Annotated in this window: 15 protein-coding genes; 13 read left to right on the top strand and 2 right to left on the bottom strand. The window is 71.3% G+C overall.

What is annotated here, in order from left to right; genetic code table 11:
- The first annotated feature begins 16 nt into the window (after window positions 1-16).
- Entirely contained in the window at window positions 17-574 is a 558-nt protein-coding gene (locus ABIE67_RS12235) for a SigE family RNA polymerase sigma factor (protein ID WP_370256489.1), read from the top strand.
- The gene (locus tag ABIE67_RS12230; protein ID WP_370256488.1) at window positions 571-1,791 is read left to right on the top strand and encodes a WD40 repeat domain-containing protein; all 1,221 of its coding nucleotides are present in this window, start codon (window positions 571-573) and stop codon (window positions 1,789-1,791) included. Before ABIE67_RS12235 ends, ABIE67_RS12230 begins: the two co-directional genes overlap by 4 nt.
- A gap of 93 nt (window positions 1,792-1,884) precedes the next feature.
- Here ABIE67_RS12230 and dapA read toward each other — a convergent pair whose 3' ends face one another.
- Window positions 1,885-2,787, bottom strand: a complete 903-nt coding sequence (dapA, locus tag ABIE67_RS12225) for a 4-hydroxy-tetrahydrodipicolinate synthase (RefSeq protein WP_370256487.1) — start codon at window positions 2,785-2,787, stop codon at window positions 1,885-1,887.
- Between the two features lie 176 nt (window positions 2,788-2,963).
- Here dapA and ABIE67_RS12220 point away from each other — a divergent pair, with 176 nt between their 5' ends.
- The 7 genes from ABIE67_RS12220 (at window position 2,964) to ABIE67_RS12190 (ending at window position 7,199) form a co-directional block, all read left to right on the top strand.
- Window positions 2,964-3,098, top strand: a complete 135-nt coding sequence (locus tag ABIE67_RS12220; protein ID WP_370256486.1) for a hypothetical protein — start codon at window positions 2,964-2,966, stop codon at window positions 3,096-3,098.
- Window positions 3,095-3,787, top strand: a complete 693-nt coding sequence (locus ABIE67_RS12215; RefSeq protein ID WP_370256485.1) for a hypothetical protein — start codon at window positions 3,095-3,097, stop codon at window positions 3,785-3,787. Before ABIE67_RS12220 ends, ABIE67_RS12215 begins: the two co-directional genes overlap by 4 nt.
- 54 nt (window positions 3,788-3,841) lie before the next feature.
- Window positions 3,842-4,261 (top strand): phage holin family protein, encoded by a 420-nt coding sequence (locus ABIE67_RS12210; RefSeq protein WP_370256483.1) that lies wholly within the window; start codon window positions 3,842-3,844, stop codon window positions 4,259-4,261.
- Window positions 4,258-4,896: a DUF3618 domain-containing protein gene (locus ABIE67_RS12205; protein ID WP_370256482.1), complete on the top strand. Its 639-nt coding sequence runs from the start codon at window positions 4,258-4,260 to the stop codon at window positions 4,894-4,896. Before ABIE67_RS12210 ends, ABIE67_RS12205 begins: the two co-directional genes overlap by 4 nt.
- Window positions 4,897-5,012: 116 nt before the next feature.
- Window positions 5,013-5,738: an antibiotic biosynthesis monooxygenase gene (locus ABIE67_RS12200; RefSeq protein ID WP_370256481.1), complete on the top strand. Its 726-nt coding sequence runs from the start codon at window positions 5,013-5,015 to the stop codon at window positions 5,736-5,738.
- 99 nt (window positions 5,739-5,837) lie between these two features.
- On the top strand, window positions 5,838-6,449 hold the full coding sequence (locus ABIE67_RS12195) for an ArsR/SmtB family transcription factor (protein WP_370256480.1): 612 nt from the start codon (window positions 5,838-5,840) through the stop codon (window positions 6,447-6,449).
- Between the two features lie 15 nt (window positions 6,450-6,464).
- A complete protein-coding gene (locus ABIE67_RS12190; protein WP_370256479.1) occupies window positions 6,465-7,199 on the top strand; it encodes an SRPBCC domain-containing protein in 735 nt (244 codons plus the stop codon).
- A gap of 12 nt (window positions 7,200-7,211) precedes the next feature.
- Here ABIE67_RS12190 and ABIE67_RS12185 read toward each other — a convergent pair whose 3' ends face one another.
- A complete protein-coding gene (locus ABIE67_RS12185; RefSeq protein WP_370256478.1) occupies window positions 7,212-9,038 on the bottom strand; it encodes an endonuclease/exonuclease/phosphatase family protein in 1,827 nt (608 codons plus the stop codon).
- Window positions 9,039-9,378: 340 nt separating this feature from the next.
- On the opposite strand from ABIE67_RS12185, the gene ABIE67_RS12180 reads away from it, so the two are divergent.
- From ABIE67_RS12180 to ABIE67_RS12165, 4 genes are all read left to right on the top strand, one after another.
- Complete coding sequence (locus tag ABIE67_RS12180; RefSeq protein WP_370256477.1) at window positions 9,379-10,818, top strand: hypothetical protein; 1,440 nt, start codon at window positions 9,379-9,381, stop codon at window positions 10,816-10,818.
- 228 nt (window positions 10,819-11,046) lie between these two features.
- Window positions 11,047-12,498, top strand: coding sequence for an alkaline phosphatase PhoX (locus ABIE67_RS12175; RefSeq protein ID WP_370256476.1), 1,452 nt, complete (start codon window positions 11,047-11,049; stop codon window positions 12,496-12,498).
- Window positions 12,499-12,993: 495 nt separating this feature from the next.
- Window positions 12,994-14,574: a TROVE domain-containing protein gene (locus tag ABIE67_RS12170; protein ID WP_370256475.1), complete on the top strand. Its 1,581-nt coding sequence runs from the start codon at window positions 12,994-12,996 to the stop codon at window positions 14,572-14,574.
- 109 nt (window positions 14,575-14,683) lie between these two features.
- Entirely contained in the window at window positions 14,684-15,331 is a 648-nt protein-coding gene (locus tag ABIE67_RS12165; RefSeq protein ID WP_370256474.1) for a GntR family transcriptional regulator, read from the top strand.
- The last annotated feature ends 10 nt before the right edge of the window (window positions 15,332-15,341 follow it).

The raw sequence follows: 15,341 nt of genomic DNA, 5'->3' as shown, positions 1-15,341 counted from the left end.
GGAAGAGAAGGTGACGATGGATGCCGAAGCGCAGGACAGGTTCCGGGAGTTCGTGGAGAACCGGTCGTCGGCGCTGTTGAAGACCGCGGTGCTGCTGAGCGGCGGCGATCGGCACGCCGCGGAGGACCTTCTGCAGAACGCGCTGGTCAAGGCGGCCGACCGCTGGCATCGCATCGACGAGCCGGAGGCGTACGTACGGCAGATCCTGTACCGGCAGCAGATCAGTCGCTGGCGGCTGAAGTGGCGCCGGCGCGAACTCACCGTCGCCGAGCCGCCCGAGACCGGGGCGAGCCCGGACGACGCGCCCGCCGCGGAGCTACGGCTGCTGATGCGCGGGGCGCTGGCCCGGCTGACGGCACGGCAGCGCATGGTGCTGGTGCTGCGCTACTTCGAGGACCTGCCGGAGGCCGACGTGGCCCGGGTCCTGGGCTGTTCCGTGGGCACCGTACGGTCCACCACGCACCGTTCGCTGGCCCGGCTGCGCGCGCTCGCGCCCGAGCTGGCGGCCCTGGGCCCGGCCGACGTCGAGTCGCAGCCGTCCCGTGACTTCTCGCCCGTGGAGGTGCGACCGTGAACGTCGAGGAACTCGTGCGTGACTCCCTGCGGGAGCTGGCCGACGAACAGACGTCGGCGGGGCCGGGGCTCGCCGACCGGGTCCTGGTGGTGCGCCGGCGTCGGCGCACCCGGCGGATCGCCTCCGTCGCCGCGGCCACCGCCGCGGTGGTCGCCATCGGCGTGGCGGTGCCGCTGCTCGACTCCGGGAAGGAGGACGTGCGGCCCGCGGACGTCGTACAGAAGGACAAGGACATCGCGCACCCGGACCAGTCGCCGCCGCGCGAGCTGATCGCGGCGGGGAACACGGCACTGGCCGCGTACTACGTGCCGCGGATCGTCAAGCACTCCGCCGGCGAGGCCGAACGCGTCCGCGACTACTGGCTGCTGGACCAGAAGACGGACAGGTACATGAAGACCACCCAGTGGTCCTACGTCGCCGTCGCCCCGGGCATGAAGACCGCCGCCGTACTGGAGCGGAACCTGCCCGCCTCGCGGATCGGCCTGCTCGACCTGGCCACCGGCAAGGTCGCGCGGTGGATCCCGGTCGACCACAAGGTCGCCGGACTCTCGTTCTCGCGCGACGGTCTGAAGCTGGTCGCGACGACCTACGGCGAGAATCCCGACGAGCTGGTCAAGACGGAGGGTTCCGACTTCTGGGACCAGAAGCAGCCGTCGACCCGTACCGGCTTCTACGTCCTCGAGGTGGCCTCCGGCAAGGGCTCCTGGAGCGAGGTCAAGCTCGCGAGCGACCCGGACGATCCCATGGGCGACGGCTTCCTCAACGCCCGCCAGGACTTCGCACTCAGCCCCGACGGCAGGCATGTCTGGTCCGGGAACCCCATGGGAGACATCGGCAAGCAGTTCTACGACTTCACGGGCGCCGAGGTAGAGGTGCCGGCGGACCAGAAGCATGTGGAGTGGTTCGTCGACGCGTGGCAGTCGCCCAGCGGCAGGCTGGTCGCCGGTGGCTTCGCGGGTGAGAAGTGGAAGACGTCCTCCTATGTCGTCGACGCCCGCACCGGCCGCAAGACCGAGGTGCGCGGGCAGCAACTGCTCGCCTGGGCCGGCGAGACCTCGCTGATCGCCTGGGACATCGCGCCGAACGGAAAGAACGAGTTCCACCAGCGGCTTGTGAAGGTCACCATCGGCAGCGACAAGACCGTCCCCCTCAGCGGCTTCCGCAAGGGCAACGACGGGGACGCCGGGCGCTGGGAGCCCGTCTTCGCCGAACGCTGAGCACCGAGCGCTCGGCAGACCGAACGCTGAGCACCGAGCGCTCGGCAGACCGGACGCTGATCGGGAACCGGCCCTGACCGAGCCGGACCCTGATCAGCCGGTGACGAACTCCTGGTACGCCGCCAGCAGCCTGTCGACCGCCTCGCGGCCGGCGGGCCGCAGCGGTGCTCGGACGGGACCCGCGGGCAGGCCCAGTTCATGGAGCAGGGCCTTGGCGGTGACCGCGCCGGGCAGCCCCGCCGACATCATCAACTCGATGAGCGGCGTGGCACGTTGTTGGAGGCGGGCGGACACGGGGGTGTCGCCCGCCTCGAACGCGTCGAGCACCGCCCGGAGTCGGGCGGGGACGACATTGGCGACCGTACTGATGTACCCGGCGCCCCCCACCGCGTACAGCGCCAGGTTGTGCTCGTCGCACCCCGCGTAGTACGCCAACTCCGTGCGCGACAGCACCTTCTGGGCGCCGAGGAAGTCGTAGGAGCAGTCCTTCACCGCCACGATCCGGGGGTGCTCGGCGAGCCGGATCAGCGTCTCCGGCTCGAGCCGGGTGCCGGTGCGGCCCGGGATGTCGTACAGCACGAGGGGCAGTCCGGCCGCGTCCGCGACCTCGCGGAAATGCGCCTCGACGGCGTCCTGCGGGGGCCTGCTGTAGTACGGCGCGACCACCAACAGGCCGTCGGCGCCCGCCTTCTCGGCCGCCAGGGCCAGCTCCACGGTGTGCCGGGTGTCGAAGGTGCCCACACCCGCGACGACCGGCGCCCGGCCGTCCACCGCTTCCCGGACGGCCCTGATCAGCTCCGCCTTCTCGGCGTCCGTCGTGGTCGGCGACTCGCCCGTCGTACCGGAGAGCACCAGCCCGTCGCACCCCTCGGACACCAGCCGGTCGGCGAGCCGCTGCGCCCCGTCCACATCGAGCGCGCCCGCCTCGGTGAAGGGCGTGATCATGGCGCACAGGGCGCGGCCGAAAGGCGGGGCGGGGGAGGGCGTCGTCGTCATGAAGGTAGTCTCGGCGGGTCGACTGTGAAGCTCCACTTAATTCTTCTACGAGATATTGATAAGGAATGCTGTGGAGTGGGGGTCCGCCCGGCCGTTCCCACGCCCTATGTCCAAACTCGGGCGCCATGGGTCACCATGGCCAGGACGGTCATCGGCCCCTGGTCATGGGAGGCGTCATGAAGCTCGGCAAGGCACTCGCCACCGGAATCGCGGAAGAGCGGCCGCGGACCCGCGAGGAAGAGCCCGAACTCCAACTCCCCCAGGAGACCGAGGAGCTGAAGGCGCCCGAAGAGGTCCCGGTCGCCCGGTGAGGCTGCGGCTTCCGGAGGAACGCCCGACGGAGCCGCCGACCGGATACAAGATCGCCCACCCGATGCTGTCCCAGGACGGCACCCGGGCCGGGTTCACCGGTGTGTCGCTGGGCGGCGCGCTGCCGTACGGGGTCCTGGCCGACGCCTCCTGTGTCTACGGCCTGCGGCACCAGGCACCGAGCCGCCGCTGCGACTGCGGCTTCCACTGCGTGCACGACCGTACGGCGGCCGAGGCGCTGCTGTGCACGGCCGAGCACCGGGCGGCCGTCCTGCTCGAAGTCACCGTGCTGGGCCGGTACATCCGCTTCGAGCGCGGCTTCCGCTACGCCCGTCAGCGGGTACGCACCGCCACTGCCGGCCCGTGTGCCTGCGGTACGGTCGCCGCCGCCCTGGCCGACGCCGGCTGGGGCCGCCCCGGCTGGCACGCGCTCGCCCCTTCCTGCGCGGGCTGCCTGCGCGGCCGTACGTCCGTCTCGCTCGCCGGGTTCGCCCGGCTGGCGGGGGAGGGGCTGCGGGTGGTGGCCGGGCGGGCGGCGCCCGTGGCGGTCGCCGACCTCGCCGCGGCCGGTGAGCTCGGGGTACCCGAACTCACCGCCGAGGCCGCGTTGTTGCAGGCCCGCCTCGACTGGTTCCAGGCCCAGCTGGCCCGGCTGGGCGAGCGTGGACCGGGCGGCGGACGGAAGGGGTAGCGGGGGCCGTACCGGGTACCCGGGGTGTTCCGAACCGAGAGGAGGCGGAACACCGTGACCGGGTCCACGGCCCCCGAGCGCGTGCGCGACGAGCAGCGCTCGGTGAGCGAACTCGTAGGACAGGCCGGCGAGCAGCTCACCCGACTCGTACGGCAGGAAGTCGCCCTCGCCAAGGAAGAGCTCGCCGAGAAGGGCCGGCGTGCCGGCCGCGGCGGCGGCCTGCTGGGCGCGGCGGGTGCCGTCGCGTACGCGGGCGTGCTGTTCCTGGCCGCGGCGGCCACCGCCGCGCTCTCGCTGACGCTGCCCGTGTGGGCCGCGGCGCTGATCGTGACGGGGGCCCTGTTCGCCCTCGCCGGTCTGCTGGCCGCGACCGGCCGCGCCCAGCTGCGGCGCGCCGCCCCTCCCGCACCCCAGGAGGCTCTCGGCAGCGTCAGGGCCGATGTCGAGGAGATGAAGGGAAGGGCGCACCGATGACGGACAAGAAGGCGGGGGCCACGGGCGGCGGGGAAGCCGCGAAGAAGGGCTCCGCGAAAGCCGCTGCCGCGGGCGGGGCCGCGGCCAAGAAGGCGGGCGGCGGGGCCAAGGGCCCCGAGGAACTGCGCCGCCAGATCGAGCAGACACGCGGCGAGCTCGGCGACACCGTGGAGGAACTGGCCGGGAAGGCGGACGTGAAGGGCCGGGCCATGGCCCGCGCCGCCGACCTCAAGGACAAGGCGGGCGCGATGACCGTGCAGCTGCGCAGCAGCGCCGCCCAGGCGGGCCACGCGGTGCAGGAGCGGGCCACCCGCGCCGGTCACGTGGTGCAGGACAAGGCCGCGCAGGCCGGTCACGTGGTGCAGGACAAGGCCACGCAGGCCGGGCATGTCGTGCAGGACAAGGCCGCCCAGGCCGGGCACACGATGCAGGACCGGGCGGCCCAGACCGGCCACACCGTCCAGGAGAGGGCGACGCACGCGGGCCATGTCGTCGAGCACAGCGTCCCGCGCCCCGTCCGCACCGTCGTGCAGGCCGGCCTGCGGCATCCGCGGCCGGTGCTGATCGCCGGGGCGGCGGTGGGTGCCGTGGTCGCGGCGGGGGTGCTGCGGCGCCGGCACCACGGGCACCGCTGAGTCGTAATGGTGCCGCTTGACCTCAAGTTCGGTTGAGGGCGAAAGGTGATCGGTGGCTGCGACGCACATGCGTCTCAGCCACCGATCACCTGTTCCTGCCGTTCATGGAGGCTGCCATGACCCGCCGTACCGATGCCCACCCCGACCTCACCCGCCCTGAGATCGGCGCCTCCTTCTTCAGCACCTGGCGGGTCGGCACGCCCCTGCGGCAGAAGCGGACCGTCGAGGCGATCGGGACCACGTGGGAGCGCCGCCCGTGGCCCACCGACGGTCTGCTCGGCTACCACGTCTACACCGGGCACGACGGCTCCACCCTCCTCCACCACTCGCAGTGGCGCAGCGAGCAGGCCTACGAGGCCTTCGCGCGGCATCCGACAGCGGCTTCGCGGGGGGCGCATCGGCAAGAGCGCGTCGACGAGATCGACACCGCCGTACCGGGCATCGAACGGCTGGGGCTCGGCCGGTACCGGCACCACCGCAGTGGCCGACGGGAGGACGACCCGCGCGTCCCCGGCTGCATCGTGATCGTCGACATCGAGTTCGAGGGACCCGACCCCGACCGGCAGCGCGCCTGGGTCGACGCCGTCTTCGAGGCGCTGGAGAGCGAGCCGAACCCGCACCCCGGCGGCATGTCCGCCCACTTCCATCTGAGCACCGACGGCACCCGCGTCCTCAACTACGCCGAGTGGGAGAGCGCCCAGGCCCACGCCGACGCCCTCGCCGCCCCCGGAAACGGCGTCGGCTCGGCGATGGAGCTGTGGCACCGCGTGCAGAACTGGCCGGGGCTGAAGGGCAGCACGGTCAGCCGGTACGAGCACGCGCTCGGCCTCGTTCCCGACTGAAACCCAGGGGGCGTGGCTGCTCGCACCCCCTCGTGGCGCCCTCCACCGACAACCAGGACCGTCTGGACAAAAAAAAGTTTTCGGTGAGACGGTGGACCCATGCTGGACGTCACCGTGATCGAGGACCCCGAGGCCGCAGCCGTCTCCCTGGACCCCACAAGGGCCCGGCTGCTCGCCGAGCTGGCGGCCGGTCCCGCGTCGGCCGCCATGCTGGCAGGCAAGGTCGGACTGCCCAGGCAGAAGGTGAACTACCACCTCAAGGCGCTGGAGCGGCACGGACTGGTCGAGCTGGCCGACGAGCGCCGCAAGGGCAACGTCACCGAGCGGCTCATGCGGGCGACCGCCGCGTCGTACGTGATCTCACCCCTCGCGCTCGCCTCCGTGCAGCCGGACCCGGACCGCTTCCGGGACCAGCTCTCCGCCCGCTGGCTGCTCGCGCTCGGCGCCCGGCTGGTCCGGGACGTCGGTCAGCTGATCACCGGCGCCGCGAAGGCCCGCAAGCGGCTGGCGACCTACGCGCTGGACGGCGAGGTCCGCTTCGCCTCCGCCGCCGAACGGGCGGCGTTCATCCAGGAGTTGACGGCAGGCGTGAGCGCGCTGATCCGCAAGTACGACGCGCCCGGCGCCGAGGGCGGCCGCGATCACCGGATCGTCGTCGCCGTACACCCCACGGTCAAGGACCAGCAGCCCACCCAGGAAATCGAGCAGTAGACGCAGGAGCCCGCCATGTCCAAGGAATTCGAGATCGCCCGCGAGTTCGAGGTCGACGCCACGCCTCAGGAGGTCTGGGAGGCGATCACCACCGGGACCGGAGGCTATCTCTGGCCGATGGAGCCGCCCGAGCCCCGGGCCGGCGGCCGGGGGCCCTTCGGGTCGACGGTCACCGCCTGGGACCCGCCGCACCGCTACACCAACCGCGTCGAGGACGTCGAGGGCATCGCCGAGCAGACGATGAACCAGCTCGACTACACCATCGAGCCGCGTGACGAGGGCCGGCGTGCCTGGGTGCGGTACGTGCACAGCGGGATCTTCGTCGACGACTGGGACAACCAGTACGACGGCGCCGCCAAGCACACCGACTTCTATCTGCACACCCTGCGCGAGTACCTGGTCCACTTCGCGCCCCGGCCGGCCGCCTTCGCCACGTTCGACGGGCCCGAGGCCTCGAAGGCCGCCGACGCCCTCGCCGCCGTCGGGCGGGCGCTCGGCGTCGGGGAGGACGTGGCCGCCGGGACGCGGGTGACGGTTCACGGGCCCGACGAGTTCGAGGCCGTGGTCGACTTCCGCGACCCGTACTTCATCGGACTGCGCACGGACCGGGGCCTCACCCGCGTCTTCGGACGCAACCACTGGGGCTATCCGGTCGGCATCTCCCTGCACGACTTCACGCCGGGCGCCGACATCAAGGAGTGCGAAGCCGCCTGGCAGGACTGGCTGAACGGTGTGTTCATCCAGTCCTGAACCCGAGCGGGGTTACGGGCGGAACCGCAGCACCTGCGGGTCGTGGTCGCTGATCTGGTCGTTGAACTCCGAGTTGACGTGCACGCTGTCGTACTCGAAGTCGCAGGAGTTCCGGATCGACGGGCTGATCAGGATCTGGTCCAGCGTCTGGGCGTTGCCCTGGTAGACGTAGGAGTAACGCTCGCTCCTGGGCAGCGACTTGATCGCCGACCACAGCGCGCCGTCGTCCTCCAGGAGCTTGGTGGTGCCGGAGAACTCGAAGTCGTTGATGTCGCCGAGCGTGACGACGTCCGCGTTCTTCTGGACGGCCAGGATGTCCTTGACGAAGGCGTTCACCGCGGTCGCCTGGAGGTGGCGCTGGGTCTCCGAGCTGCGGACCGGCGGCTGGTACTGCGCGTGCAGCGCCTGGTCGCCGCCCTTGGAGGCGAAGTGGTTGGCGATCACGAAGACCGTGCGGCCGCGGAAGACGAACTCACCGGCCAGCGGCTTGCGGCTGTTCGTCCAGGCCGCGTTCGCCGGGTCGATACGGCCGGGGGAGACCGTCAGCTCCGCCTTGCCCTTGACCTTGGTCACGCCGACGGCCGTCGTGGCGTCGCCGCCCGCGCGATCGACGAAGGAGACCCGCTCCGGGTTGAACAGGAACGCCTGGCGGATGTTGCCGCCCGGCTCACCGCCGTCGGCCTTGTCGACCGGGTCGATAGAGCGCCAGTCGTACGCCGGGCCGCCCGCGGCGACGATCGCGTCGATCAGCTTCTGCATCGTCTGGTCGGCGGCGACCGTACCGTCGTTCTTCGCGCCGTTGTTGTCCTGGATCTCCTCCAGGGAGACGATGTCGGGCGACTGGAGGTTGTTCACGATCGCGGAGGCGTGCGCGGCGAAGGTGGTATCGGACGGGTCGAGGTTCTCGACGTTGTATGTCGCGACCGCCAGCTCGCCGCGCCCCTGCTTCTGGGTCGTCTCCCGCTTGATGCCACCGGCCTTGAGCGTGCCGAGCTCGCCGGCGACGAGGGTGTAACCGCCGAACTGGCTGTAGTCCAGCGGGCCGGTGGTCGCACCGGCGAGGGTGTCACCGACGTTCGCGACCGGGAAGTCGGCGGGCGCGCCCAGGGACTGGATCTGCAGGCGACCGGTGTTCTGGGACTCGTAGGAGCCGTAGACCGTGCCGCCACGGCGGTTGCGGTTCTCCCACGGCTTCACCGTGACCCACAGCTCGGTGTACGGGTCGGTGGCGGTGACCACGCGGGCGTCGCCGACCTGGATGTTCATGCCCTCCAGGGACTCGTAGTAGTCCAGGGCGTACTTCGACGGGCGCAGCGTCAGACCGTTGATCGAGCCGCTCGCGGCGGTGTCACCGGCCCCGGTGTACCGGTCCGGCACCGAGTCCTCGTCGACGACCGTCGCGGCCGGGACGGCGTTGCCGCTGGAGACGACGGTGACCGTCGGCTTGGTGATCTCGGTCAGCGACTGGTTGCCGGAGGAGGCGCCGCCCGGGACGTACTCGGAGACCGTGCCCGAGACCAGCACCGAGTCGCCGACGGCGGCCTTCGGGACGGAGCTGGTGAAGACGAAGACGCCCTCGCTGGTGGCCGGATCGGCGTCGGGGTTCGGATCCTGGATCCAGAAGCCTCTGGAGGAGCCGTAGGTGCGTACGCCGGTGACAATTCCGGCCACGTCCGTGACCTGCCGGCCGGCGTACGGGGATATGCGGGTACTGCCCTGGACGTCATGGACGCGCACGGAGTTCGCGTGCGCGGGGACGGTGAGGACGACGGTGGACGCCGCGGAACAGACGGCGGCGACGGTGAGCGCGGCGAGACGCGCGGACTTCTTGCTCGGCAACGGGATCCCTCCGGGGACGTGAATGAGCGCCGGGACGAGGGTGGTGCGTGGACGGTGCGTGGAACGGTCGGTGCAACGCTGGGTGCAGGCGCGACCGGTGGGGCGGTGGCGACGCGCGTAGAAAATACAGTGAACAGATGTCCGCCCGGTTTCTACGCGCGTCAATCTCCTGCCTGGTCAAGTCACTTGTCAAGGTTTCGGCCATGTACAGCGCCCGACGGGGAGATGAACCGGGTGGCATGGGTGGAAATCCGTCTAGGCTGAGCGGTTGAGCCGTGATGCGTACGGCCAAGGGCCGTGTCGCTTACGGCCATGCAGAACGCCCTAGGAGAAACAGCCGATGTCAGACAGCTCCCCCCTGCCGCCGGTGCGGCTGCACCCCGAAGCGGAGCTGGCGCGGGACGCGCTGTCCACGCCGTTGCTTTCCCGGGCCACGCGGCTGGCCCGCTGGGCCGGACCCGACACCCGGGTCGACGCCGGGGGCGGCCTCGTCGACGAGCAGTTGCCCGCGGCCGCCGAGGTGCTCGGGCTGAGCGGGGACGACGCCGCCGCGTACGCGAGCGAGGCCTGGCGGGTGGCCGTCGACACCGGGCTGGTCGAGATCGTCGACGAGGAGGCGGGCACGGTCGCGCCCGGTGCGGACCTGGCGCTGCTGACCGGCGGTTCGCCGCAGGACGTTCTCGGGGTGTGGCTGTCGGCGCTGGAGACGGTCCTCGCCGACGCGAGCGTGCCCGACCTCGACGACCTGGTCGACGCGGTCGACGCCGGGGGCGAGATCGACTTCTCCGCGCTGGACTGGGACCCGGAGGCCGAGGCGGAGTTCCTCGACGGAGTGCTCGGCAACCTGTATCTGCTGACCGCCAGCGAGGACGGCCCCGGCGACGGGCCCGTGCCGCTGCCCGCCCTCGCCGCGTCGGTGATCGTACCCAGCGACATGGGCGAGCCCACGAACGACGTGCTGGAACAGGTCTCCGACGCGATGATGCGCCTCGACGACCAGTTCCGGGTGCTGGAGCCGGTCGGGCTCGTCGAGTACCAGCCGGTGGACGAGGCGCTGATGGCGGAGGCGGAGGCCGAGGGTGCCGAGGAGGCGTCGGCCGCGGTCGACGACACCGACGTGTCGCGCTACGGCATGGTGCGGCTGACCCCGCTCGGCCTGTACGGGCTGCGGTCGCGGCTGCTGGAGGCCGGGTTCGACGCCCCCGCGGTCGGGGACCTCGCCGACAAGGGCGCCGACGCGCTGCTCGACGGCACGGCCGTCTTCCCGCAGACCGCGGCGCAGGCCGAGACCGAGATGTGGCTGACCCGGCGTGAACCCCTCGCCGCGGCAAGGGAGTTGCTGGCCGCGGCCCGAGGGCTGGACGCCGGGGCGCCGCTGCGGCGGCTGCGCTGCCAGCAGGCGCTGTCCCTGGTGGGCGCCGAGGCCGAGCCGGCCCTGCGGGAGGTCCTCGACGATCCGGAACTGGGCGGGCTGGCCCGGGTGTGGCTGACCGAGGCGGGGTTCTCCGGCGTGCCCGCGCCGTCCGAGGAGCTGGTGTTCTGGCTGACCGTCGACACGCTTGCCGCGCAGCTGGCGGCCGAGGGGAACTCCGACGAGCTGAGGGGGCTGGTGGAGGGGTTGGCCGCGCAGCACAGTGGGTTCTTCGCGGCGGCGTGGCGGGTGGATCATCCGGCTACGGCGGATGTGCTGGAGGCGATGGGGCGGTTGCATCCGGACAAGAAGGTCGCCAAGGAGGCTCGGAAGGCCGCGTTCAAGGCGCGGTCGTCGCAGGGTGGTTGAGCTCGTCGTGCGGGTGCGGGTGGATTGTTGCCGGTCGCGCCCATGCGGCGGAGCCGCATAGCGATACAGCCCCGCGCTCCTAGGGGGTTGCACCTGCCCGGCGTTGTCGCACGGAAGCGTGTGCTCTGCGGACCCCTGGCGTTCAACCGGTGTTCAGACATGGGCGGGACCGTTGCGCCGACTCGAGGTCCGCCACCCTCCACGGCACCCACTGTCACAGGAGACACCATGTCGCTCACCCGCAGGGACTTCGCCAGAAACTCCGCGATCACCGGTGCCGGTGTCGCACTGGCGGGCAGTGCCGGCGTGCTCGCCACCGCACCGAACGCGCTCGCGTCCACGGAGTCCGAGACCGCGAGCGAGAAGTCCGCGGACGCCCACGGCGGCGGTGTCGGATACGGGCCGCTGATCCCGGACCCCGAGGGCATCCTCGCGCTGCCCGCCGGATTCAAGTACCGCGTCATCACCTACAGCGGGAAGACCAAGCTGGAGTCGGGCGAGTTCACTCCCTCCAACCACGACGGCACGGCCACCTTCGACGGGCCGCGCGGCACCACCCTCCTCGTCAACAACCACGAGCTGAAGGGCCCGCGCGCCAAGTGGCAGTACCCGGTCCCGCTCGCCGAGGGCCTCGTCTACGACGCCGCCGCGTCCGGCGGCTGCACCGTCGTCGAGGTACGCCCCGACGGCCAGGTCGCCGAATGGGTCGGCATCGCGGGCACCTCCACCAACTGCGCGGGTGGCCGCACTCCTTGGGACACCTGGCTCACCTGCGAGGAGAACTCCGACAAGGCCGGCACCAACGGCATGACCAAGGACCACGGCTACGTCTTCGAGGTCGACCCCGTCGACCGGCGCGCCAACCGTGACCCGAAGCCGCTGAAGTTCTTCGGCCGCTACGACCACGAGGCCGTCGTCATCGACCCCAAGCGCGGCCACGCCTACCTCACCGAGGACGCCGCGAGCCCCAACGGCCTGCTCTTCCGCTGGACCCCGCCGAAGGGCTTCTCGTACGGCCGCGGCAAGTTCCGCGCGCTGGCCGACGACGCGGGTGTCCTTCAGGCCCCCAAGTGCTTCGACTCCGGCGGCAAGTTCGTCGACGACCTCTCCCGCGCCACGAAGATCGGCACGGTGTACGGCGTCGACTGGGTGGACGTCCCCGACCGCGACGCGAAGACCACGCCCGTGCGCAAGCAGTTCGCCGACGGCGAGATCACCCGCGCCCGCAAGCTGGAGGGCATGTGGTGGGGCGACGGCGGCACCTACATCGTCTCCTCCTACGCCCGTGAGGAGAGCCCGGTCCAGCACGACGGCCAGGTCTGGTTCTACGACCCCAAGCGCCGCACCCTCACCCTGAAGGTCCTCCTCGGCGTCAACCCCGACCCGTCCAAGGACGGCGCCTTCGACGGCCCCGACAACATCACCGTCTCCCCGTACGGTGGCCTGGTCATCGCCGAGGACGGCGAGGGCATCCAGCACCTGTTCGGCGCCACCGACAGCGGCCGCACCTACCCCATCGCCCGCAACGAACTGAACATCGGCACGGAAGACGAGCCGGAATACAGTGAGTTCGCCGGCGTCACCTTCTCGTGCGACGGCCGGACGCTGTACGCCAACATCCAGACGCCGGGCATCATGCTCGCCATCACCGGGCCCTGGAAGCGGCAGAAGCGCGGGTAATTAATTCGCTCGCCCGTCCCGCGGCACCCCTCTTAGAGTGATGAACGTCCAGGTGCGAAGGCAGGACCTACTTCCACTCTTAATGGGGAGGCCGCGGGTTCGAATCCCGCCACCGGTTCCACGAGCCGGTGTAGCTCAGTGGCAGAGCACCACGTCGGTTCCGCCGACCTCGATCTCTGGACACCACAACTTCATGCACCTCCCGGTGCGCGGGCTGCGGCTACTTCTTCTCCTAAAAGAATCCCATGCCGCCGCCGACTTGATCTCGGGAGGCGCAGCTCAAGGTGGGTGCCCGGTGCGCAGGCGGCGGATACTTCGGGAGCTGGTGGGGGTTACATCCCTCGTGCGGGTTCGAATCCCGTCATCGACTTCGGGTCGGTGTGGCGGAACGGAAGACGCGCCAGTTATAAGCAACCGCAGTCGACTTCGACCTCGGACACCCTCCTTTTGCCGCGCCTCCCTCCGAAACCCACAGTGAACTCGGGGGAATTCAGCATGGCGCGATTCAACACGCGGGCCGCCAAGGCGCGCCCCACTTCGCGAGTGACGTCGACAGGTCGTGTGCTCCGTACCTACGAGGGCGGCCGCGGCAGCGAGCGCGACGCGCGCTCCGAACTCTTCCTTCTGTCGGTCGCGAACTTCGTCTCGCAGCAGACCTTCTACGAGGCCGGCGCCGACCGCGACGACCGGTTCGCGCGCCTCGTGCGCGAGCTCGCCGTCACCGACCCGGTGTGGACGGCCGGACTGCTCGGCTGGCTGCGCGGCGAGGGCAACCTCCGTACGGCGGCCCTCGTGGGCGCCGCCGAGTACGTGAAGGCACGCCTGGACGCCGGGGCCACCGACGGTCCGTCGAACCGGCAGGTCATCGCCTCGGTGCTCCAGCGGCCTGACGAGCCCGGCGAGCTGCTCGCGTACTGGACGGCGACGTACGGCCGTAACGTGCCCAAGCCCGTCAAGCGCGGCGTCGCCGACGCCGTACAGCGTCTCTACAGCGGCAAGTCGCTGCTGAAGTACGACACCGCGTCCAAGGGCTACCGCTTCGGCGACATCCTCAACCTGGTGCACGCGGCCCCCGCCCCGGACAAGCCATGGCAGGGCGAGCTGTTCCAGTACGCCCTCGACCGCCGGCACAACCCGGACACCGCCGTGCCCCCCGCGTCCGCCCGGACGCTGGTCGCACACCGCGAGCTGATGGCGCTGCCCGTCGAGGAGCGGCGTGCGGTGGTCACGTCGGACGGCGGCGCCGAGCGGCTCGCGGCGGCCGGGATGACGTGGGAGGCGCTGGCGGGCTGGCTGCAGGGCCCGATGGACAGGGCGGCCTGGGAGGCCGTCATCCCCTCCATGGGCTCGATGGCGCTGATCCGCAATCTGCGGAACTTCGACGAGGCGGGAGTGTCCGACGAGGTGGCGGCCCAGGTCGCCGCGCGGATCAGCGACCCGGCCGAGGTCGCGCGCTCGCGGCAGTTCCCCTTCCGGTACCTCGCCGCGTACCAGCACGCGCCCTCGCTGCGGTGGGCGTACCCGCTGGAGCAGGCGCTCGGTCACTCGCTGACCAATGTGCCCGCGCTGCCCGGCCGGACGCTGATCCTCGTCGACCGCTCCGGCTCGATGCGGGGTCCGCTGTCCGACCGCTCCAAGCTCAACCGGGCCGACGCGGCGGCGATCTTCGGCACGGCGCTGGCACTGCGGGCGAAGAAGGCGGACCTGGTGGAGTTCGGCTCCACGAGCGCCCCGGTGAAGTTCCGCGGGGGCGAGTCGGTGCTGAAGATCCTGGGCCGCTTCGGCAGCCTGGGCGGCACCGACACCACCGAGGCGGTCCGCCGCCACTACAGGAAGCACGACCGGATGCTGATCGTCACCGACGAGCAGTACGCCTACAGCCACCACGGCGACCCGACCGAGCAGGTCCCCGCCGACGTGCCGGTCTACACCTGGAACCTCGCCGGCTACCGGGCGGGCCACGGCCCGTCGGGGAAGGGCAACCGGCACACGTTCGCGGGGCTCTCGGACGCCGCGTTCCGGATGGTTCCCCTGCTGGAGAGCGCTCGGGGAGCCGACTGGCCCTGGGCGGCCTGAGGCACGGGCCTGAAACACAGGGCCCTGTGCCCTGAGCGTGGCCCGCACTCACGGGGGTGCGGGCCACACCCTTGCCCGGACCCGAAATTGACATCTAACATTTCAGTTCGTGGAGGCGATACGACCCGTAGGCCGGACCCTGCTCAGGGACCGGGCGTACGAAGCGATCCGGGACGCCATCGTGGCCGGGGAGATCGAGCCCGGCGCGGTGGTGCGGGACGCCGATCTCGCGGAGCGGCTCGGGCTGTCCCGGGGGCCGGTGCGGGAAGCGTTCTCGCGGCTCGTGGACGAGGGGCTGCTGGAGAGCAAGCCCCAGAGCTACACCCGGGTGACACCGGTCGTGGCCGCCGAGGTACGGGACGCCGCCGCCGTGGTCGGGGCCATGCACGAGCTGGCGACGCGGGTCGCCGTACCCCGGCTGATGGCCGCGGACGTGGAGATCATGCGCACGGCCAACGAGCGCTTCGCCGCCGCCGTCGCGGCCGGTGAGGTGGACCTCGCCCTGCGGGCCGACGACGAACTGCACGACGTACTGGTGCGGGTGAGCGGCAACCGTGCGGCCGCCGCCACCGTGGCCCGCTACACCCCGCTCATCCGCCGCCTGGAGCGCCGGCGCTTCGGCGAGGGCGGGACCTGCCGTTCGGCCGGGCTCCACGAGCGGTTGATCGAGGCGTGTGCCGCCGGTGACGTGGGCCGGGCGGTCCGTGTCACGGCGGAGATCTGGCGCACCCTCGCCGACCTGGCCGACTCCGACTGACGCCGACCCA

Source organism: Streptomyces sp. V4I8 (assembly GCF_041261225.1).
GTDB lineage: Bacteria > Actinomycetota > Actinomycetes > Streptomycetales > Streptomycetaceae > Streptomyces.
This window is presented reverse-complemented; position numbering and strand designations above follow the sequence as displayed.

Bases quoted from the DNA above. Each gene is read 5' to 3' on its own strand.
- ABIE67_RS12235 (WP_370256489.1), top strand. From the start codon at position 17: ATGGATGCCGAAGCGCAGGACAGGTTCCGGGAGTTCGTGGAGAACCGG.
- ABIE67_RS12195 (WP_370256480.1), top strand. From the start codon at position 5,838: ATGCTGGACGTCACCGTGATCGAGGACCCCGAGGCCGCAGCCGTCTCC.
- ABIE67_RS12190 (WP_370256479.1), top strand. From the start codon at position 6,465: ATGTCCAAGGAATTCGAGATCGCCCGCGAGTTCGAGGTCGACGCCACG.
- ABIE67_RS12180 (WP_370256477.1), top strand. From the start codon at position 9,379: ATGTCAGACAGCTCCCCCCTGCCGCCGGTGCGGCTGCACCCCGAAGCG.
- ABIE67_RS12200 (WP_370256481.1), top strand. From the start codon at position 5,013: ATGACCCGCCGTACCGATGCCCACCCCGACCTCACCCGCCCTGAGATC.
- ABIE67_RS12170 (WP_370256475.1), top strand. From the start codon at position 12,994: ATGGCGCGATTCAACACGCGGGCCGCCAAGGCGCGCCCCACTTCGCGA.
- ABIE67_RS12205 (WP_370256482.1), top strand. From the start codon at position 4,258: ATGACGGACAAGAAGGCGGGGGCCACGGGCGGCGGGGAAGCCGCGAAG.
- ABIE67_RS12175 (WP_370256476.1), top strand. From the start codon at position 11,047: ATGTCGCTCACCCGCAGGGACTTCGCCAGAAACTCCGCGATCACCGGT.
- dapA (WP_370256487.1), bottom strand. From the start codon at position 2,787: ATGACGACGACGCCCTCCCCCGCCCCGCCTTTCGGCCGCGCCCTGTGC.
- ABIE67_RS12220 (WP_370256486.1), top strand. From the start codon at position 2,964: ATGAAGCTCGGCAAGGCACTCGCCACCGGAATCGCGGAAGAGCGGCCG.